Here is an 18,763-nt window from a genome sequence, read left to right as displayed (position 1 = left end):
GGCCGCCGCGCCCGCGGCCGGGGGCATGTTTTTGTGTCCCTTCCGCGGGGGCCCCCGACCCCCGGGGTGCGGGGGCCCCTCTCGCATGCTCACGCCTCCGGGTCGCCCCGGCGCACCGACAGCAGGTCCTCCAACTGCTCCTCGCGCGCCTGCGCGGCCACGAAGAGCAGCTCGTCACCCGCCTCCAGGCTCTCCTCCGGACTCGGCGTCAGCACCCGCTGACCCCGGATGATCGTCACCAGCGAGGTGTCCTCCGGCCAGGCGACCTCCCCGACCTGGGTGCCCGCCAGCGCCGACTCCGGCGGCAGCGTCAGCTCCACCAGGTTCGCGTCGCCGTGGCTGAAGCGCAGCAGCCGCACCAGATCGCCGACGCTCACCGCTTCCTCGACCAGCGCCGACATCAGACGCGGCGTGGACACCGCCACATCGACGCCCCACGACTCGTTGAACAGCCACTCGTTCTTCGGGTTGTTCACCCGGGCGACGACCCTCGGCACGCCGTACTCGGTCTTGGCCAGCAGCGAGACGACCAGGTTCACCTTGTCGTCGCCCGTCGCCGCGATCACGACGTTGCAGCGCTGGAGCGCCGCCTCGTCCAGCGACGTGATCTCACAGGCGTCCGCCAGCAGCCACTCGGCCATCGGCACCCGCTCCACCGAGATGGCGGTCGGCGCCTTGTCCACGAGCAGCACCTCGTGCCCGTTCTCCAGCAGCTCGCCCGCGATGGAACGCCCCACCGCACCGGCCCCGGCAATCGCGACACGCATCAGTGACCGCCCTCCTCGGGGCCCTCGGCGAAGGCCGCCTCGACCTTCGCGATCTCGTCCGTACGCATCATCACGTGCACGAGGTCGCCCTCCTGGAGCACCGTCTGCGACGACGGCAGTATGGCCTCGCCCAACCGGGTGAGGAACGCGACGCGCACGCCCGTCTCCTCCTGGAGCGTGCTGATCTTGTGGCCGATCCAGGACGGCGTGGTGTGCACCTCCGCGAGCTGCACCCCGCCGCTCGGGTCGCGCCACAGCGGCTCCGCGCCCGACGGCAGCAGCCGGCGCAGCATCTGGTCAGCGGTCCAGCGCACGGTCGCGACCGTCGGGATGCCGAGACGCTGGTACACCTCGGCGCGCCGGGGGTCGTAGATGCGGGCCGCGACGTTCTCGATGCCGAACATCTCGCGCGCCACGCGGGCCGCGATGATGTTGGAGTTGTCGCCGGAGCTCACCGCCGCGAACGCGCCGGCCTCCTCGATCCCCGCCTCGCGCAGCGTGTCCTGGTCGAACCCGACCCCGGTGACGCGACGGCCGCCGAACCCGGAGCCGAGCCGCCGGAACGCCGTGGGGTCCTGGTCGATGACGGCGACCGTGTGCCCCTGCTGCTCCAGGGTCTGCGCGAGAGCGGCTCCCACTCGTCCGCAGCCCATGATGACGATGTGCACCTTGCGCCTACCTCGCAGTCCTGGTCGTCCGGCTGACCTGCGAAAACACCCTGCTCACACTCTTTCCTCGGCTGGCCGGGCAAACAACGGGGCAACGGTGTGTCCCGTCGCCCGGTGACGAGCTTATGCGGCGCGGGTCGCGTCGCCTCATCCGAGTGTGCGCATCGCGGCGCGGGTGTGGCAAAGAAGACGTGCCCGGGGCGCCTCCCGGCGGCGCGGCGCAAGGATTGCGTTAAGAATTCCGTGGCGTTTCCGGCCGAGTGCAGGAGATTGGCGGGCCACGCCGGTGCAGCGGGGGCGGGGCCGATACGGAACCCTTACGATCCTCTGCGTGTCCAAACTGACCGACGTGCCCAAACGGATCCTGATCGGACGGGCCCTGCGCAGCGACAAGCTGGGGGAGACGCTCCTCCCCAAGCGCATCGCCCTCCCCGTCTTCGCATCCGACCCGCTGTCCTCGGTGGCGTACGCACCCGGAGAAGTCCTCCTCGTGCTGTCCATCGCGGGTGTGTCGGCGTACCACTTCAGTCCCTGGATCGCGGTCGCGGTCGTGGTCCTGATGTTCACGGTCGTCGCCTCCTACCGGCAGAACGTCCACGCCTACCCGAGCGGCGGCGGCGACTACGAGGTCGCCACCACCAACCTCGGCCCCAAGGCCGGGCTGACCGTCGCCAGCGCGCTGCTGGTCGACTACGTCCTGACCGTGGCCGTGTCGATCGCCTCCGGCGTGGAGAACCTGGGCTCCGCGATCCCCTTCGTCGTCGAGCACAAGACGGGGTGCGCGGTCGCCGCCATCGTCCTGCTGACCCTGATGAACCTGCGCGGGGTCAAGGAGTCCGGGAAGCTCTTCGCCATCCCCACGTACCTCTTCGTGGCCGGCGTCTTCATCATGATCGTCTGGGGCGCCTTCCGCGGACTGGTCCTCGGCGACACCATGCACGCCCCGACCTCCGGCTACACGATCAAGCCCGAACACCAGGGCCTGGCCGGCTTCGCCCTCGTCTTCCTGCTGCTGCGCGCCTTCTCCTCCGGCTGTGCGGCGCTCACCGGGGTCGAGGCGATCAGCAACGGCGTGCCCGCGTTCCGCAAGCCGAAGAGCAAGAACGCCGCGACCACGCTCGCGATGATGGGTCTGCTCGCCGTCACCATGTTCTGCGGCATCATCGGTCTCGCCATGGCCACCGACGTCAAGATGGCGGAGAACCCGGCGAAGGACCTGATCAGCAACGGCAGCCCGGTCGGCGCCGGCTTCGTCCAGGACCCGGTCATCTCGCAGGTCGCGGCCGCGGTCTTCGGCGACGGCACGTTCTTCTTCGTGATCCTCGCCGCCGCCACCGCCCTCGTCCTCTTCCTGGCCGCGAACACCGCGTACAACGGCTTCCCGCTCCTCGGCTCGATCCTCGCCCAGGACCGCTACCTGCCGCGCCAGCTGCACACCCGCGGCGACCGGCTCGCCTTCTCCAACGGCATCGTGCTGCTGGCCGGCGCCGCGATCCTGCTGGTCGTGATCTACGGGGCCGACTCGACCCGGCTCATCCAGCTCTACATCGTCGGCGTTTTCGTCTCCTTCACGCTCAGCCAGACCGGCATGGTCCGGCACTGGAACCGCCATCTGGCCGTCGAGAAGGACCAGGCCAAGCGCCGCCACATGATCCGCTCCCGCGCGATCAACACCTTCGGCGCCTTCTTCACCGGACTGGTGCTCGTCGTCGTCCTCGCCACGAAGTTCACCCACGGCGCCTGGGTCGCGCTGCTCGGCATGGTCATCTTCTTCGGCACGATGACCGCGATCCGCAAGCACTACGACCGGGTCGCCGAGGAGATCGCCGCCGACGAGACCGCGCCGGACGAGTCGATCCGCCCCTCCCGGGTCCACTCGATCGTCCTGGTCTCCAAGCTCCACCGCCCCACCCTGCGCGCGCTCGCCTACGCCAAGCTGATCCGCACGGACCACCTGGAGGCGCTGTCCATCAGCGTGGACCCGGCCGAGACGAAGGCCCTCAGGGAGGACTGGGAGCGGCGCGGCATCAACGTACCGCTGAAGATCCTCGACTCCCCGTACCGCGAGGTGACCCGCCCGGTCATCGAGTACGTCAAGAGCCTGCGCCGGGAGAGCCCGCGCGATGTCGTGAGCGTCTACATCCCCGAGTACGTCGTCGGGCACTGGTACGAGCACCTGCTGCACAACCAGAGCGCCCTCAGGCTCAAGGGCCGGCTGCTCTTCACCCCCGGTGTGATGGTCACCTCGGTCCCGTACCAGCTGGAGTCCTCCGAAGCCGCGAAGAAGCGCGCCCGCAAGCGCGCCGACTGGACCGCCCCGGGCTCGGTCCGCCGCGGTCCGGTGGAGCGCAAGCACAAGGAACCGACGCCGAAGGGCTGAGACGGGGGACCGCCGAGGGTGGTCGGCGGTCCGGCGACACCCACGTAGACTCGTAGGTTGTTGTCCGGCCGCCGGCCGTCCCCTTCCCTCCCTGGAGCCCGCCCCTCATGCAGAACGAATCCACGTCGCCGCAGACCGGGGAGACACAGCCGGAGTCGCTGGTCGGGCGGGAGTACGAGGTCGAGGTCGGCCCGGTCGCGCACGGCGGCCACTGCATCGCCCGCACGGACGAGGGCCGGGTCCTGTTCGTACGCCACACGCTGCCGGGCGAGAAGGTGGTCGCCCGGATCACCGACGGTGCGCAGGACTCGCGCTTCCTGCGCGCGGACGCGGTGGAGATCATCGAGGCGTCCAAGGACCGGGTGCCGGCCCCCTGCCCCTTCGCCGGCCCCGGCAAGTGCGGCGGCTGCGACTGGCAGCACGCCAAGCCGGGCGCCCAGCGTCGTCTGAAGGGCGAGGTCATCGCCGAACAGCTCCAGCGCCTCGCGGGCCTCACCCCGGAGGAGGCGGGCTGGGACGGCACGGTCATGCCGGCCGAGGGCGACAAGGTCCCCGCGGGCGAGGTGCCGGCCTGGCGCACCCGCGTCCAGTACGCGATCGACGAGGACGGCCGCGTCGGGCTGCGCAAGCACCGCTCGCACGACATCGAGATCATCGACCACTGCATGATCGCCGCGCCCGGGGTCTCCGAGCTGGGCGTCGAGCAGCAGGACTGGCCCCAGATGGCCACGGTGGAGGCCATCGCGGCCACCGGCTCCCACGACCGCCAGGTCATCCTCACGCCCCGCCCGGGCGGCCGCCTGCCCCTGGTCGAGCTCGACAAGCCGGTCTCCGTGCTCCGCGTGGACGAACGCGACGGCGGCGTGCACCGGGTCCACGGCCGCGGCTTCGTCCGCGAGCGCGCCGACGACCGCACGTACCGCGTCGGCTCCGGAGGCTTCTGGCAGGTCCACCCGCAGGCCGCGAACACCCTGGTCCGCGCGGTCATGCAGGGCCTCCTGCCCCGTAAGAACGACACCGCCCTCGACCTCTACTGCGGCGTCGGCCTCTTCGCCGGCGCCATCGGCCAGCGCATCGGCGAGAAGGGCGCGGTCCTCGGCATCGAGTCCGGCAAGCGCGCGGTCGAGGACGCCCGCCACAACCTGGCGGACCTGGACCGCGTCCGCATCGAACACGGCAAGGTCGAGCAGGTCCTGCCCCGCACCGGCATCACCGAATGCGACCTCATCGTCCTGGACCCGCCCCGCGCGGGCGCCGGCAAGGCCACGGTGAAGCAGCTGGTGGGCCTGGGGGCGCGCCGGATCGCCTACGTGGCCTGCGACCCGGCGGCGCTGGCACGGGACCTGGGGTACTTCCGGGAGGGCGGGTACCGGGTGCGGACGCTGCGGGCGTTCGATCTGTTCCCGATGACGCACCATGTGGAGTGCGTGGCCATCTTGGAGCCTGCGGCAAAGGGTGCCTGACCTGCGGTTTCGTGGTCCGGGTGAGTTGTTCGACCTGTTTCCCTCCCTGCGGCGGGTCGAGGGTACGGATCCCCCCTCGTGCCCTCCTGACCCGCGAATTCTTCAGGGAGGTGCTCGCGTTGGCGACACCTTCAGGGTCTCGCTGGAGGTTCCTGACGCTCGAATGACGCTCGGAGCGGAAGTCTCACCTTCCGCAGCTCTCCCGCTGCCGCCATGTAGGCCCACCGGTGCAGGTGAGCTCTCCGGTACGGGATTCAAGTTGCGGCTTTCATCACGGGTGGGCCGAGGGCTGTGCTGTCACGCCGCCCTCGCCCGAACGCTCGAACAGGTGCAATGCACCGCCGAGCTGCTGAAGGGCCGTCAGGGGCGAAACCCCGATCAGTGGAACGACAGGATCCGGGACGGACGAACTCTTGCCCTGCACGGCTACGGCAACGCCACTCGGTCAGGATCCTGCATTCGTCGTCGGCGGACCCGCCACGCATAGGGGGTAGTCGTTCGGCCGAGCTCACCTCGACCTGCTCCGCAAATGAGTGCCGCCTACAGTTCGAGGCTGTGGTGACCTTTCGCTGCTGGGCATGGGCCCGACCGCTGCGTCTCCCTATGCTTCTCGTCATGGACAGCACCTGGACCGAGAGTGTCGTCAACGTCGTGGACGTCGAAGCGACGTGTTGGGCCGGTTCCCCGCCGCCTGGGGAGGCCAGCGAGATCATCGAAATCGGGCTCACTGTCGTCGACCTGAACATCGGCGAGCGCCTTGGTCGGCACCGGATCCTGGTGAGGCCCGCCTGGTCCACCGTCAGCGAGTTCTGCACGGAGCTGACGGGACTCACTCAGGACAAAGTCGATCAGGGAGTCTCCTTCGCCGAGGCGTGCCGACTACTGACGGCGGAGCACCGCGCAGGCACCAGGCCCTGGGCCAGTTGGGGCGACTACGACCGTCACCAGTTCGGAAGGCAATGCCAGGCCACAGGGACGCCTTACCCTTTCGGCCGTTACCACGTCAATGCAAAAACTGTCTTCACCAAAGTCGAGGGCCTGCGCAAGGCCCCTGGCATGGCACGCGCCCTGCAGATCGTGGGGCGGCGTCTCGAAGGCCGTCACCACCGGGGTGAGGACGACGCCTGGAACATCGCTGCTCTCGTACTCCATCTCCACGAGAGGGGAGACTGGCCGACCGCGGGAGGGCACCGCGCCTGCCGGTGATCCAGGGTTGCGGGTAGCAGCCGGAGGTGAGGCGGCCCGCGGTGTCGCGGGCATCTGCACCTGCTACGCACAGGCTCACCGTGCAGACCAAAAGCCACGCTCGCCTGCCTCGACCTCTGGTGCACGGCCTTCATCTCGAGCCGTACGTCGAGATCGCCGCAGATCCGGGGAGACCTCGCTCTTCGATATGCCGGTGTCCGAGCCGAGAAAAAGCGGTCGCTGACCTGCATGGCTTCGGGGGGCGCAGCCGGTGATGAAGCGACCCCTTCGGTGCCGACACCTGAACGGCAGGTCGCGTGGCGGTCTGCGGGTGGAAGTGGTCTGCCATGGCTCGTGGCAAGCAGTTCCCGGAAGAGTTCAAGAACGACGCGGTCGAGTTGGTGCTCCCCTCGCCGGATAGTCCGGTCGCGGACATCGCCCGGTCGCTGGGCGTGCACAAAGCGACCCTGACGGCTGGGTGGAGCGAGAACTGGGCCGGAGGCGCAAGGCTGCTGGCAACGATGTCGGTGACGCCGCGTAAAGGCGCAGGAAATGCCTGACGGCGCGCAGATCGGCTACGAGGTCCGCACCGAGCCGTCGGGCTGGATGTGCAGGGTCGGCGAGCGCGACGCCTCGGAGAACGGGCCTCTGCTCGGGGCCACCGTGACCTGTGCCTGCACCGCGGCGTGGACGCGGGGAACAGAGCACCCCTCGGTCGTGAGCCACAGGGTTTTCCCGGCCTCCACCGTCGCGGTGACGTAGCTGTCCGCGGCTCCGCACGGAGCGAATTGCTGAGTGCGCACGTATCCGAGACGTATCCGTAGCGCCTGGCGGCCACCAGCATTGCTCACCATGACACCGAACTGGACCGAGTCCTCGGTGACGCGTGCGCAAGGTGTCCATGTCACCGACCCCACGGCCTGCGGGCGGTTGGCGCAGTGGGTGTCGGGATCGGTCGGCAGGGGATCCGGCCCGGTGACGGCTCCTGGTCTGCCGTTCACGGGCGTCTCCACGACGGGCCGTGCGGCGACGTCGGAGGGCCGATCACGGCCGTTGTCGAACCAGCCTGCAGCCCATGTCCCCACCAATCCGGAGACGATGGCGGGGACCAGCAGGGCCACGGCTTTGTGCCACCGCGGCGACCCCGGTGGTGGGGGAGGCTGAGGAGGTGGTGAGGTCATGAAGCGTCCGTTCTCGATGGTTGTGGTGGGCGGAGGGCCTGGGCCAGTGATGCCTGTGGTGTCGTCAGGGGGACGACCTCCGCGTCAGCCAGGTGCCGAGAACGGCCACAAGCACCGTGCCGGACAGCACGCCGGCTGCGGTGTGGCCGAAAGTCTTGCTGGCCAGCCAGCCCGCAGCCGCCCCCGTCACCGCCAGGGACCCGATTTCCAGGACACCGCCGATCCGTCCGCCCGTTCCGCCCCGCCAGCGGCGTACGACCAGGAGGGGGAGGGACAGCGCCGAGGCACCGAGCAGGGTGATCAGGGGAGCGTGGAGACGCTCCGGCACGGGCAGCTTGTAGCCCAGGGTCTGCACCACGGTCAGCGCCAGCAGAACGGAACCGATGACGGTGGTCTGGACGAGAGAAAGATACTGCTGGTGGCTCTGCAACCGCTGTGCGGCGGACTCCGAGGCCACCCGGGCGGCCTCGGCCACCTGTTCCCTGGCGCTGTCGAATTGCATCACGTCGTCGCTCAGTACCGCCGCCAGCTGCGTACGCTTTTCCTCGTCGGCGTCGAGGACCCTCGGCCTGCCGTCCGCATGCGTACCCAGCACAAGCAGTGCGGCGGAGGCGACCTCCAGAGTATGCGTCACGTTGCGCAGGTCGTAGGTGGTCGCGCTCGCCAGGCGCTCCTCGGCAAGGGACTGCTGAGCTCGTTCGGCAATGCGCTCCCAACGGGCCAGGAGCCGGCGCCCAGTGGCCGGTCGCGAGGTCGAGTCGGTCGTCAGTTCGAGCCACTGTCTGGTCAATTCATCGCCGGTACGTCTCAGTCTTGCGAGACGTCTACTCAAGGCGGCGTCGCGGTCGAGGCGCAGTCGGTAGCTCGCATGTATCTGGGCGGCGCCGAGGAGATAGCGCGTCAGCGGCACGAAGCCACCGTGTTCGGGGTACCAGCTCCAGTCGTCCAGCAGTCCTTCCTGCTGGTCGGTCGCCACGGTAGTGACGAGCAGCTCGCGGCAGGCGGACGAGCCCGTCCCCAGCCGTGTGATCTCCCACAGCGTCAGCCCGGTGTCCGTCTCTACCGGCCGGGAGAGACGGGACTGGGGCGCCAACTCCCGACGCAATGCCTCCCCCACGAGCGCTGGGTCCGGTGGCGATGTGCTGTCGGGAACGCCGAGCGCTCGGCGGATCCGGACCGATCCGATGAGCGAAGTGTCGGTGCCGACGACGCCTCTCATCGCCGCCGCGCGGGCACGATTCTCCTCCCAGGAGCGTTCGAGCGTACTCAGCACCTGTGCGCTCTCTGCGGCGGTGCGGCCGGGCCCTTCGTCCGCCGCCAGCATGACGGTGAGGCCGACCGTTTCGTGCAACCGGTAGAGCATCGCCTGTCGCGAACCGGTGGCATCGGAACGTTGGCGGAGGGACTGGAAGCCCACGCCATCCGTCAGGGCGACGGGCAGTGCCAGCTCCCCGCCGGGCTGGACGGCCGTGTCCATGCCAGCCTGCGCACAGGTCTCCCAGAGGAGATCCAGCAGGCGCCCTCCCGGGTTGCCGAACTGTTGGGACGCGAAGAAGTAGTGGAGTTGCAGAGCCTCGCGCGCAAGGCGCGGTTCACCGCTCATCCTGATCCTCGGTGCGCTCCCTCTCGGGCTCGTCCGCACCGATCCGATCCCGGAGTGAAGCCCTCCGTTCGAGTACCCGCTCCGAGGGCTCTTCGCCCGTCAACCTCCTTGGCGCACGCGTCACCCGCACGGTGTCCTCCAGGTGGAAGAGAGCTTGGCGGAACGCGTCGAGGTCGTCGCGGTCCAGAGCGTTGGTCAGCGCGACCAGCAAGCCATCCACTTGCTCCCAGCCCTTCGGGGTGAGCCGACTGTGGCCCACCGCTTCGAGGATGTCCTTGGCAACGTCACGAAGGCCGCTCAACTCGGTCCGCATACCGCCCCCTTGCTACTCTCCGACCGCTGGGCCCAGATTAAGGGATCGGACGAGAGGGCAATGGGCTGATGAGCCGCGCGAACGGTCGGAACGGCTTTGAACGGCTCCTCGGACGACTGCCGTTGGCGAAGAACTCCCATCGCGTCGCCGCCGACATGGGTCGGCACGCGGTTCAGGACCTGCAGCGCTGGTACGACGATCCAGGCGACGTGCAGGCCCTCCAGAGCGCCATCTCCTTCTACCGGGCCGCGCTGAGGAACACCACGCCGGACCACCCGCAACGAGCGGCCCTGGAAGAGCAGCTGGGCGCCTGCCAGTGCTTCTACTGGATCGCGACGAGCGTCCCGGACGCCCTGCACCAGGCGATCGAACTCATGGCGGCGTCCGCGGCCCGCACGCCACCGGCCGACGCGGAGAGCTGGGTGAGCCGCCGCTGGATGCTGATGCTCCTGCACGTCCTGCGCTTCGGCATGACGAGGGACCCCCGCGAGGCCCGGCTCGCAGAGGACTGTCACAGGGCGCTGGCACCGGTGCTCGACGCCTCGTATGGGCAGCCGTGGGCGACCGACCGGCGTGCGGTGGTATGCCTCACCGTGACCCAACTCGCCCTGCTGGGTGGGGATGATACGGCCGGAGCTCACTGGCTCGGCCAAGCCCGGCAGCTCTTCGGCGGCGCCCTCGCCCCGACCTCCGGTCCGGCGGTCGAGACCTGGTCGCTCCTGCTCCTGCGACGGGTTCGCTTCCTGGAGCAGCGTTACGACAGCACGTATGACCACGCGCTCTGCCAAGAGGCGCTCGCGCTGTGCTCCAGCGGGATCGGTGCGTTCGGTGAACGACCAGGGGCGTTGGCGCTGTTCGAGTTGCGCAGCCGCCTTCTCCTCGCTCGCTACCGGCTCCTGGGACAGGAGCGGGATGCCCGGGGCGCCCGCCTCGACTGCGAGACCATACTGCGCCTTACCGACCCCGGATTGACGCAACGGCGTGCCCACGTGCAGTGGCGACTCGCCACGCTGATCCTCTTGGCCTCTCAGCACGAACAAACCGCTCCTGCGGACATTTCGCTGGCGCACCACCTCGCCATGGAATCCTTGGCAGCGTCCATGCCCGGCTCGGCAGACCACGCCGTGCACGTGCGTCTGCTGGCGGATGTCCGCTATCAGTTCCCCTCCGAGTCCGGCATCGCCTACCAGCGGGAGACGGCGGCGCTGTATGAGCAGGCCCTCAGTCGTCTCAACGCCACTGATCACGCCGTTTATATCCATAACAGGCTTGCTCTGCTCGGCGGAGACTTCTACCGCGCCACCGGAGACCCGGAGCAGCTGACGGCCGGAATCGGCCACGCGGAACTGGCCCTACGGCTATGCCCGCCGCGCGAAGCCTCACGCGAGCATCCGTTCCTGCACTCCGTGCTCGGCGATCTTCTACGCTTGCGGCACGAGCGTTCCGGCGACCGGTCCGATCACGAGCGGGCACGGAAACACACGGGCCAGGGCGTTGCCCTCGCTCCTTTCCCCGGAAGCGCGCCCCAATGGGCGCGACGCCTCTCCAACCACGCGCTTGTCCTCGCCCTGCCGGGCCGTCCCGACGACTACCGCGCCGCGGAGCGGCTGCTGTGCGACGCCCTCGACAGCGAGAACTGCCTTCCGCAGGACAAGCCCGTCCTGCACCACAACCTCGGGACGATCCGTCGCCAGGCCGGCGAGGCCACGCACGACCGGGAGTGGCTGCGGCATGGCATTGCCCATCTGAAGGTGGCGGTGGCCGCCACCGCTCCGAACGAGGCCCTGGGCAGGCTCTCCCGCCACAACCTGTCCGCGGCGCTCCACTCCTGGTGGCTGCTTGACGAGGAGCCCGCCCTGCTCGAAGAGGCATTGGCGGTGGCCGAGGCCGCGGTCGACGAGGCCCCCGCCGAAGCACCGGACCACGCCCTGCTGCTGAGCGACCTGGGCGGCTGCCTGCTGAGCCGCGGGGTCCACCACGCCGAGTGCAGGGACGTCGAACGCGCGGTGGACGTGTTGCGGAAGGCCCTGCGCGAGCTACCGCCTGGGCACACCACCCGTTCGGCCGTCGAGAACCAGTACGGGGAAGCTCTCCACGCTCTCGGGCAGTTCACCGGCGATCGGAGCAGCCGGGACGAGGCGCTGGCCGTCCACCGTGCGACCGTGCACTCCCTGGACACGGACGATCCTTCCTGGGCGCTGTCCGCGCTCCTCCTCGCCACCACACTCGTCAGCGTCGAGACACCCTCGGCCGAGGAGGTCACAGAGGCCGCGAGCCTGTGCCTGCGGGCCGCCCGGCAGCCGTCGGCGACTGCGACGACCCGATGGAACGCGGCGGTCAAGTGCGCCGAACTCCTGGCTGGGCGGAGCGACTGGACCGGAGCGCTGGATGCCTGCACCGCCGCCATCGCCCTACTGCCGAGGCTGGCCCGAGGCGGCCTTGCCTTCGACGACCAGCTGCATGCCCTGAGCGACACCTCCCAGATGGTCTCCGACGCGGCCGCCATCGCCCTGCACGCCGGAGCCCGCGAGACGGCGTTGGAGATTCTTGAACACGGTCGCGGCCAACTGCTCGCCCAGGCCCTGGACACGCGCGCCGACCTGGAGGCCGTACGCCGTCTGGACCCCCGGCTGGCGAGCGAGCTGGAACTGCTCCGCACCGACCGGGAACCGATCCACGGCGCCGAACCCGAGCATGCGGGAATGCATCGAAGGCAGCGTCAGCATAACTGGGACGACCTCGTCCAACAGGTCCGGCGACTTCCGGGTCTGGCCGGATTCCTCGAACCGCTGCCTTACCGTGACCTCCTTCCGGCCGCGCAGGAGGGTCCGGTCATCGTCCTCAACTCCAGCCCTTTCCGCTCGGACGCGCTCATCCTCCACGACGACGCCCTGACGGTCGTCCCACTCCCCGGGTTCCGACACAGCGAGGCAGTGCTCCGCGCTCAGGCCCTGTCCCGGCTCGTGCATCCCCTCGAGGAAGAGGGCGACGCGGACGGCGAACTGCGCCCGTACCTGACGGACTTGTTGGGCTGGCTGTGGAAGGCGGTCGCCGAGCCGGTGCTGGAGGCACTGCCCACCGCGCCACACGCGGACCAGAAGGCATTGCCGCCCCGGGTCTGGTGGTGCCCCACGGGCGTGTTCAACCACCTCCCGGTCCATGCGGCCACCCGAACCACGAGCCCGTCCGACCGGAACAGCCCGGCCGGGGACAGCCTCACGGACCGGTTCGTCTCCAGCTACACCCCGACGCTCCGCGCCCTCCAGGCCGCTCGTGAGGCCGATCGTGCCACGTCCGGGCGTGAGCCCTCGATGCTGCTCGTCGGGGTCGCCGAGGCACCGCCCGGGACGGAGCTGGTCGAGCTCCACCACGTGACCGAGGAGGTCAACGCGGTCGCGCGGCTATTTCCGACTGCGGAGCCGCTGCGCGACAAGGACGCGCTCCGGGAAACCGTTCTGCGGCGGCTCCGGACCGGCGGGTGGTTCCACTTCGCAGGCCACGGCGAGCAGTACCCCGATGAACCCGACGGGCTGCTCTACCTGTGGGACCACGCCACCAGCGGTTCCCTGCGCATCCGGGACATCGCCGGCCTTCGTCTCGACAAGGCCGAGCTCGCGTTCCTCTCGGCCTGCCAAACCCATCTGGCCCCACGGGCCCATTCCGACGAGCCCGTCAGCCTTGCCGGAGCACTCCAGCTCGCCGGATTCCGGCACGTAGTCGCCGCGCAGTGGCAGCTGGACAGCTTCCGGGCCCGACACGTCGCCACCACCTTCTACGAGAAGCTGCTGAACGGCTCCGGCTCGTGCGGGCACTCCGCTCGTGTCCCGACGGCCAGCGAAGCCGCCCATGCCCTCCATACGGCGGTGCGGGAGCGTCGCTACGAACGGCCGGAGGCCGTCGAGGTGTGGGCGGCGTACGTGCACCTCGGACCGTAATGGGACTGCAGGGCCCTGGCGCGAAGCGGTGGCAGCGGAGCCACAACGAAACACGCCCGCCCCGCCCTGCCCCCGCATCCGCGCGGACCGGGGCGGGCGAGGACTGCGGCCTGCCTGCCCGGTGAGACCCCGACGGGCAGTCCATCCGCGTCAACTGCCTTGGAACCAAACGGCGCCGGTCGTGCCAGCCTCGTCTGGCCCGAGTGGGCGGGATGGGCTATCGACCGTGACGCTCGTTTGACGCTCTGGGTGCACTCACGCTGTGCGGGGAGCAGGAAAAGCGGCTCTGACCTGGGATTTTCCTTGGCTCACTCAGGTCGACATCTTTCCGATGACGCACCACGTGGAGTGCGTGGCGATCCTGGAGCCTGCCACCAAGGGCTCCTGACCTGGAGATTTGCCCGTGGGCGTGATGCGCGGCTGCCCGTGTAGCCGTTCCACCCCAGGAACACGCGCGGCCGGCGCGGGATCGTGCTCCCGCCCCGGCCGCACGCATGGGGCCCGTTCAGCGCAGGTGGTATGCCATGGGGAGGGTCTGGTGGACGGTGTCTCCCTTGGTGTCCGAGGCGTGGATTCGCAGGCCGACGCCCTGGGGCGCGCGCTCGGTGGCCGGGTGGTTGATGCGTGCGGTGAAGGTGTTGGGGCCCGCGGCCCGGGTGGCTACCTTCTTCCAGGTCTTGCCGCCGTCGTAAGTGGCTTCGGCGGTGAGGTCGTTGACCTTCGGCGGGGTGCTCAGGCGGTCCTGGTAGTAGGCGGTGATCGTGATCCGGTGGGTCCGGCCCGCCGGGGCGGTGTTGTCCAGGGCCAGGCCCAGGTCGTACCGGAGGAAGATCAGGGGCTCGGGGCGGCAGGGGCCCGTGCTGTCGCCGGTGAGGTCGCCCATGCAGGGATTCTGGTCGGGAGCGTCGCCCTTGGACGGCCTTCCGGAGACGTACTCCCACTGGGTCGTGGTGCCGTTCGTCCGGGCCTCGAACGTGTAGCGGGCCGAGCCGGCCGGGAGGTCGTAGGCGGTGAGGTCACCGGTGCCGTTGCAGGCCGACAGGAGGAGTGCCGCTCCGGCGGTCATCACCGCGAGGACGCCCTTGCCCAACCGGGTTCGCCGCAGTCTTCCGCGCATCGCGTCGGATCCTTTCGTACGCACGGTCGTTGTTTCCGCCGTTCTCCTCGTCGTCATCCGAGCTCCCCGGTGTCCGTGGCGTACAGCTCCTGGGTGCGGCGCTCGATCTCGTGCCCGGAACTGTCCTTGAGGCTGAAGTCGCACAGCGCGTCCTCCGTGGGGCGCAGCTCCGGGACGGTGGGGCCGCAGGCGCTCGTGCCGAAGGCGTACTCCGTCAGCGACCGGTTGTTCAGGACGCCGGCCATGGCCTGGCGTCCGCCCCCGCTGCTCGTCACGTAGAACGTCGGGTAGAAGGTGTCGCCCTGGCGGCAGGCCGAGCAGGGGCCGGAGGCCACCGTGTAGCCCGAGGCGGTCCGGATCTGCTGCGCGGCTCCCGGCACGGACGGTCCTTCGTTCCAGTGCAGTTCCTTCTGCCGGGTGAGGACCACCTCCTGGGTCTCGCTGCGGGCCCCGGTCAGTGTGGAGTGGTCGGTGTTGTCACCCCAGGCGGCGGTGAACCGGTCGACCGCGTCGTCCTGCGGCTGGAGGTACACCGTGAGCGTGGACCGGGTGGGTACGAGCGGCAGGCCGAGCGTCGGCAGCAGGGGAGTGGACCCCGACATCCGCAGCCAGGACAGCTGGTGGACCGTGCCGGGCCGGTCGGCGTGGAAGTGCTGGACGACCCGCCGCATCTTCGCGGTGTCCAACCGGTACTGGAGGTGGGAAGGGACAGCGCCCTCGGCGACGAACGAGGCGGCGTAGACCTTCGGCGCGGCGCTGCCGCCGAGTTCGATCCGGACCGTGCCCGGGTGGGCCTTCAGCCGCTGGGCGAGCCGGGCGGCCTGCCCCTCGTCCACGCTCACGACGGGCAGCGCGGCGTACGGTTCGAGTGCGGGGCAGGTCTCGGGGCCGCCGGGGCACAGCAGCTGGCTGTACGTGCCGCCCAGCGAGGTGAGACCCGGAGCCGCGACCAGGACGCCCTTGGCGCCTTCGGCGGCGGCGGCCTTCACTCGGGTGTCCCGCAGCTCGGCGAAGTCGCACGTGGTGCCGCACAGGTCGGTCGGCGTCATCAGGACGAGCTTGCCGTCCACACCGGCCGCGGCCAGTTCGGCGGGGGTCCCGCTGCCCGCGTCGACCACCGGCACGCGCCCCTCGGTGGCGAGCCGCGGGATCGCGGCGACGGCCTCCTGCCCGGCCATGAGACCGCTGGGCAGCTGTCGTCCCTCGACGGTCACCAGGGCCGTGTCCGGGGTCTGGTAGCGGGCGGCCAGGTCGAGGGGCGCCCCGCCGCCGACGGCCTTCATGGTGACGACCGGAGTCGTTCGCACGCTGTACGTGTTCTGGGTCAGCGTGCCCGTACGCACCGTCCCGGTCGGCAGCGCCCACCAGTGCGAGGTCTCCCGGGCCTGGTAGTCGGACCGGAGCGCGGTCGCCATCGTCCACGCCCCCGTCGCCGAGATCCGGGCGGTGGACGTGACCGCGGAGTAGGTCTCGGTCGCCGCCGAGGTCCGCACACTCACGGGAACCAGCTTGCGCAGGTCCAGGGTGACCGTGGTCGCCCCGGTGAGCTTCACCTCCGGCGCCAGTGGGACCGCGCGCTGCTCCTCGCCCGAGCCGTCCTGCCAGAACACCGGGATGGTGGCGGCATACGTGCCGGCCTTGTACAGCTGGGCGGTGGTCGACTCGCCACCGGTCTCGGCGACCAGACCGTCGTACAGGGGGTCCTTGTCGTCGACCGGCAGGAAGACCGCGTCGCCGTAGGTGACGGAGGTGGCACCCTTGGGCGGTATGACGTTCAGGGTCAGCGGTGCCCGCTCGGCCTCCAGTACGGTCTGGATGCGCGTCGCCGTACGGACCGTCCCGGACGTGTCGCGGGCGGTCAGCCGGCCGTCCCAGCGGCCGTAGGACCCCTGGGCGCCGAGCGCGGCGCTGTCGAGCGTCACCTCGACGTCGGCGGATCCACCGGCGGGGAGGGTCAGCTTGTGCCGGTCGAGGCTGAGCAGGCCCCCCGGGGCCAAGGCGCCACTGCTCGTCGCCGACGCCGTGAGGTCCAGCGTGGCCGCGGTGCCGGTCAGGTTGGAGTAGGTGACCGTCCTGGTCACGGGCGCGCTGCCGTGGGGGCGGCGGCCGAAGCTCAGGTTCCCCGCCGCGATGATCTGCGGATCGGTCGCCTCGGCGAGGTCCACCCGGCCGGTGCCCTGCGCCTTTTCGTCGTACCCCAGGTCCTTGGCGGTGCTCATCAAGAGCGCCTTGATCTGGTCGCCCCTCAGCTCCGGATGCTGCTGGGCGACCAGGGCGGCGGCCCCCGCCACGTGCGGGGTGGCCATCGAAGTGCCGCTGGCGCTCGTGTAGTGGTCGTCCACCGGGGTGCCGAGGGTGGTGCCCGCGGCCCGTGCCGCCACGATGGCGACGCCGGGAGCGGCGATGTCCGGCTTGGCCGCGTAGTCCCCGGGGCGCGGGCCGCGCGAGGAGAAGGGCGCCATCTTGTCGCTCTTGTCGACCGCCGCAACGGTCAGCGCCTCGTCGGCGACGCCCGGAGTCCCGACCGACGAGGTGCCCGGACCGGCGTTGCCCGCCGCGACCACGAAGAGGGTCCCGGTCTCTCGGCTGAGCCGGTTGAGCGCCACGCTCTGCGGGTCGGTGCCGTCGGTGGCCTCACCGCCGATACTCATGTTCACGACCTTGGCACCGGAGTGGGCGGCCCACTCCATGCCCGCGATCATGTCGGCTTCCTCGCACATGCCGGTGTCGTCGCAGACCTTGCCGACCAGCAGCCGGGCGCCGGGGGCCACGCCCTGGTACTTCCCCCCGGAGGCGGTGCCGTCGCCCAGGATGGTGGACGCCACATGGGTGCCGTGGCCGTGGCCGTCCTTCGCGTCGGGAGCCTTGCCGGTGAAGTCGGTCTTCTCCTCGATCCGGCCGGCCACGTCCGGGTGGGTGGCGTCGATGCCGGTGTCGAGCACCGCCACGCGAACGCCCTTGCCGTCAAGGCCGCGGCTCCGGGCGACGCCGGTGCCTATCTGCGGTACGGAGACGTCGAGGCTGACCTGGGACACCCCGTTGAGCCACACCTTCTCGACCCCGGCGAGGGAGCCGGCCGAGCGGGCGGCGGATGCCGGTCCCGTCTTGCCTCGCACCCCCTTCCACCACGTCCCGTTCCCCGCGATGCCGAGCGAGCGGCCGCCGACGCTCCGCAGCGCTCTTCCCGTTCTCGCCCCGGCGGCCTTCGGGGCCTTGGCGACGTCGTGCTCGTCCTGGTAGGTGACGATCACCGGGACCTCGGCGCCGGTGCCGCCGCTGACGCCGCCGCGCGCCGCGACGGTCTTCGACAGCGCGGTGAGGTCGAAGAGCGACCAGTCGAGGACTCCGTCGCTCAGCAGGTGCATGGCGTCGTTCGGTACGACGTGGACCTGTCCCCTGCGGGTGATCGTGTGGAAGACGGTGGCGGGTCCGCCGGTGCGCGGGGCGGCCTCGGTGTCACGCACGACGGGCTTGCCGTCGTCGTTCAGACCGAGGGACACCTTGTCGCCGGTGATCAGCGTGACGTCGATGCCGCCTCCGGACGAGGCGACGACTTCGGCGAGTCCGGCGTCGGAGAGGGGAGAATCCGGGGTCGTCGTGCGGTCGGTGGTGCCCGCGGCCCCGGAAGCCGGGACCTGCTGGACCGGCCGGGCCGCCTGGGCCGGGACGGCGGGTACGGCCAACCCGAGGATGACCACCCCGGCGGTCAGCGCGCCCAGACGGCGTCCGGGACGCCATGCTTTTCTTCGCCTCATCTATCGCTCCCTGTGGGACGTTCGAACGGGGGTATGGGGACAGGGGTCTTCCGACGTACGGGTGCCGGTGGGGGTACGGGTACGAGCGCGGGGGATGCGTCGCACGGGCCGGGAGTCCTCATCAGAGGGGGCCGTACTCCTCGTCGAGCGGGTCCCCGCCGTGCGGGCCCCGGTGGGTGCCCGGAGCGTGCGCGCTGCGAAGCTCCGAGGTGTCCGTCGGCAGTTCGCCCGGCGGATCGCTCGACGGATCGCGGGACGCTGTGACGGAGCGATCGCCGGACGGTTCGCTCGGTGCGGGGAGATCCGGGCCGGGGCGCGCGGGCGCCCACGGGCCCTTCGCCGGTTCGTGCGCCGACTGGTTCGCGGGTGACATGACAAGCAAGTGTGGCCATGTCC

The 18,763-nt window shown here is 70.3% G+C and carries 13 protein-coding genes; 5 read left to right on the top strand and 8 right to left on the bottom strand.

The genetic code is table 11. The features are described from left to right. Window positions 1–89 precede the first annotated feature (89 nt). Both ACLQ2N_RS25450 and ACLQ2N_RS25445 read right to left on the bottom strand, forming a co-directional pair. On the bottom strand, window positions 90–767 hold the full coding sequence (locus ACLQ2N_RS25450; protein ID WP_164401034.1) for a potassium channel family protein: 678 nt from the start codon (window positions 765–767) through the stop codon (window positions 90–92). Then, on the bottom strand, window positions 767–1,435 hold the full coding sequence (locus ACLQ2N_RS25445) for a potassium channel family protein (protein WP_026242838.1): 669 nt from the start codon (window positions 1,433–1,435) through the stop codon (window positions 767–769). The genes ACLQ2N_RS25450 and ACLQ2N_RS25445 overlap by 1 nt, the downstream gene beginning before the upstream one ends. A gap of 331 nt (window positions 1,436–1,766) precedes the next feature. Between ACLQ2N_RS25445 and ACLQ2N_RS25440 the strand changes: the two genes are divergently transcribed. From ACLQ2N_RS25440 to ACLQ2N_RS25425, 4 genes are all read left to right on the top strand, one after another. Beyond that, window positions 1,767–3,815 (top strand): APC family permease, encoded by a 2,049-nt coding sequence (locus ACLQ2N_RS25440; protein WP_425816464.1) that lies wholly within the window; start codon window positions 1,767–1,769, stop codon window positions 3,813–3,815. Window positions 3,816–3,922: 107 nt separating this feature from the next. Beyond that, window positions 3,923–5,278, top strand: coding sequence for a class I SAM-dependent RNA methyltransferase (locus ACLQ2N_RS25435; protein WP_425816463.1), 1,356 nt, complete (start codon window positions 3,923–3,925; stop codon window positions 5,276–5,278). Window positions 5,279–5,893: 615 nt separating this feature from the next. After that, complete coding sequence (locus tag ACLQ2N_RS25430; RefSeq protein ID WP_425816462.1) at window positions 5,894–6,484, top strand: exonuclease domain-containing protein; 591 nt, start codon at window positions 5,894–5,896, stop codon at window positions 6,482–6,484. Window positions 6,485–6,810: 326 nt separating this feature from the next. After that, the gene (locus ACLQ2N_RS25425) at window positions 6,811–7,023 is read left to right on the top strand and encodes a transposase (RefSeq protein WP_425816461.1); all 213 of its coding nucleotides are present in this window, start codon (window positions 6,811–6,813) and stop codon (window positions 7,021–7,023) included. Between the two features lie 15 nt (window positions 7,024–7,038). Here ACLQ2N_RS25425 and ACLQ2N_RS25420 read toward each other — a convergent pair whose 3' ends face one another. The 3 genes from ACLQ2N_RS25420 to ACLQ2N_RS25410 form a co-directional block, all read right to left on the bottom strand. Next, window positions 7,039–7,464 carry a hypothetical protein gene (locus ACLQ2N_RS25420; protein ID WP_425816460.1) on the bottom strand — a complete coding sequence of 142 codons (426 nt, stop codon included), beginning with the start codon at window positions 7,462–7,464 and terminating at the stop codon, window positions 7,039–7,041. A gap of 244 nt (window positions 7,465–7,708) precedes the next feature. Further along, window positions 7,709–9,247: a CATRA conflict system CASPASE/TPR repeat-associated protein gene (locus ACLQ2N_RS25415; RefSeq protein ID WP_425816459.1), complete on the bottom strand. Its 1,539-nt coding sequence runs from the start codon at window positions 9,245–9,247 to the stop codon at window positions 7,709–7,711. Then, on the bottom strand, window positions 9,237–9,560 hold the full coding sequence (locus tag ACLQ2N_RS25410; RefSeq protein WP_425816458.1) for a CATRA system-associated protein: 324 nt from the start codon (window positions 9,558–9,560) through the stop codon (window positions 9,237–9,239). Before ACLQ2N_RS25410 ends, ACLQ2N_RS25415 begins: the two co-directional genes overlap by 11 nt. A gap of 68 nt (window positions 9,561–9,628) precedes the next feature. Between ACLQ2N_RS25410 and ACLQ2N_RS25405 the strand changes: the two genes are divergently transcribed. Next, on the top strand, window positions 9,629–13,495 hold the full coding sequence (locus tag ACLQ2N_RS25405) for a CHAT domain-containing protein (protein ID WP_425816457.1): 3,867 nt from the start codon (window positions 9,629–9,631) through the stop codon (window positions 13,493–13,495). A gap of 505 nt (window positions 13,496–14,000) precedes the next feature. Here the strand turns inward: ACLQ2N_RS25405 and ACLQ2N_RS25400 are convergent. The 3 genes from ACLQ2N_RS25400 to ACLQ2N_RS25390 all read right to left on the bottom strand — a co-directional run bounded on the left by ACLQ2N_RS25400 (window position 14,001) and on the right by ACLQ2N_RS25390 (window position 18,740). Then, window positions 14,001–14,612, bottom strand: a complete 612-nt coding sequence (locus ACLQ2N_RS25400; RefSeq protein WP_425816456.1) for a hypothetical protein — start codon at window positions 14,610–14,612, stop codon at window positions 14,001–14,003. A 53-nt stretch (window positions 14,613–14,665) separates the two neighbouring features. Continuing rightward, on the bottom strand, window positions 14,666–18,367 hold the full coding sequence (locus ACLQ2N_RS25395) for a S8 family peptidase (RefSeq protein ID WP_425816455.1): 3,702 nt from the start codon (window positions 18,365–18,367) through the stop codon (window positions 14,666–14,668). Between the two features lie 121 nt (window positions 18,368–18,488). Beyond that, entirely contained in the window at window positions 18,489–18,740 is a 252-nt protein-coding gene (locus ACLQ2N_RS25390; RefSeq protein WP_425816454.1) for a hypothetical protein, read from the bottom strand. Between the last annotated feature and the right edge of the window lie 23 nt (window positions 18,741–18,763).

The organism is Streptomyces sp. DT224 (genome assembly GCF_049844595.1).
Taxonomy (GTDB): domain Bacteria; phylum Actinomycetota; class Actinomycetes; order Streptomycetales; family Streptomycetaceae; genus Streptomyces.
Note: the sequence above shows the minus strand (reverse complement) of the source record. Positions and strands in the feature narration are given on the sequence as shown.

What these genes read in the sequence shown, in the direction of transcription:
- ACLQ2N_RS25450 (WP_164401034.1), bottom strand. Translation starts at nt 767, where the DNA reads ATGCGTGTCGCGATTGCCGGGGCCGGTGCGGTGGGGCGTTCCATCGCG.
- ACLQ2N_RS25435 (WP_425816463.1), top strand. Translation starts at nt 3,923, where the DNA reads ATGCAGAACGAATCCACGTCGCCGCAGACCGGGGAGACACAGCCGGAG.
- ACLQ2N_RS25430 (WP_425816462.1), top strand. Translation starts at nt 5,894, where the DNA reads ATGGACAGCACCTGGACCGAGAGTGTCGTCAACGTCGTGGACGTCGAA.
- ACLQ2N_RS25425 (WP_425816461.1), top strand. Translation starts at nt 6,811, where the DNA reads ATGGCTCGTGGCAAGCAGTTCCCGGAAGAGTTCAAGAACGACGCGGTC.
- ACLQ2N_RS25415 (WP_425816459.1), bottom strand. Translation starts at nt 9,247, where the DNA reads ATGAGCGGTGAACCGCGCCTTGCGCGCGAGGCTCTGCAACTCCACTAC.
- ACLQ2N_RS25410 (WP_425816458.1), bottom strand. Translation starts at nt 9,560, where the DNA reads ATGCGGACCGAGTTGAGCGGCCTTCGTGACGTTGCCAAGGACATCCTC.
- ACLQ2N_RS25405 (WP_425816457.1), top strand. Translation starts at nt 9,629, where the DNA reads ATGAGCCGCGCGAACGGTCGGAACGGCTTTGAACGGCTCCTCGGACGA.
- ACLQ2N_RS25400 (WP_425816456.1), bottom strand. Translation starts at nt 14,612, where the DNA reads ATGCGCGGAAGACTGCGGCGAACCCGGTTGGGCAAGGGCGTCCTCGCG.
- ACLQ2N_RS25395 (WP_425816455.1), bottom strand. Translation starts at nt 18,367, where the DNA reads ATGAGGCGAAGAAAAGCATGGCGTCCCGGACGCCGTCTGGGCGCGCTG.
- ACLQ2N_RS25390 (WP_425816454.1), bottom strand. Translation starts at nt 18,740, where the DNA reads ATGTCACCCGCGAACCAGTCGGCGCACGAACCGGCGAAGGGCCCGTGG.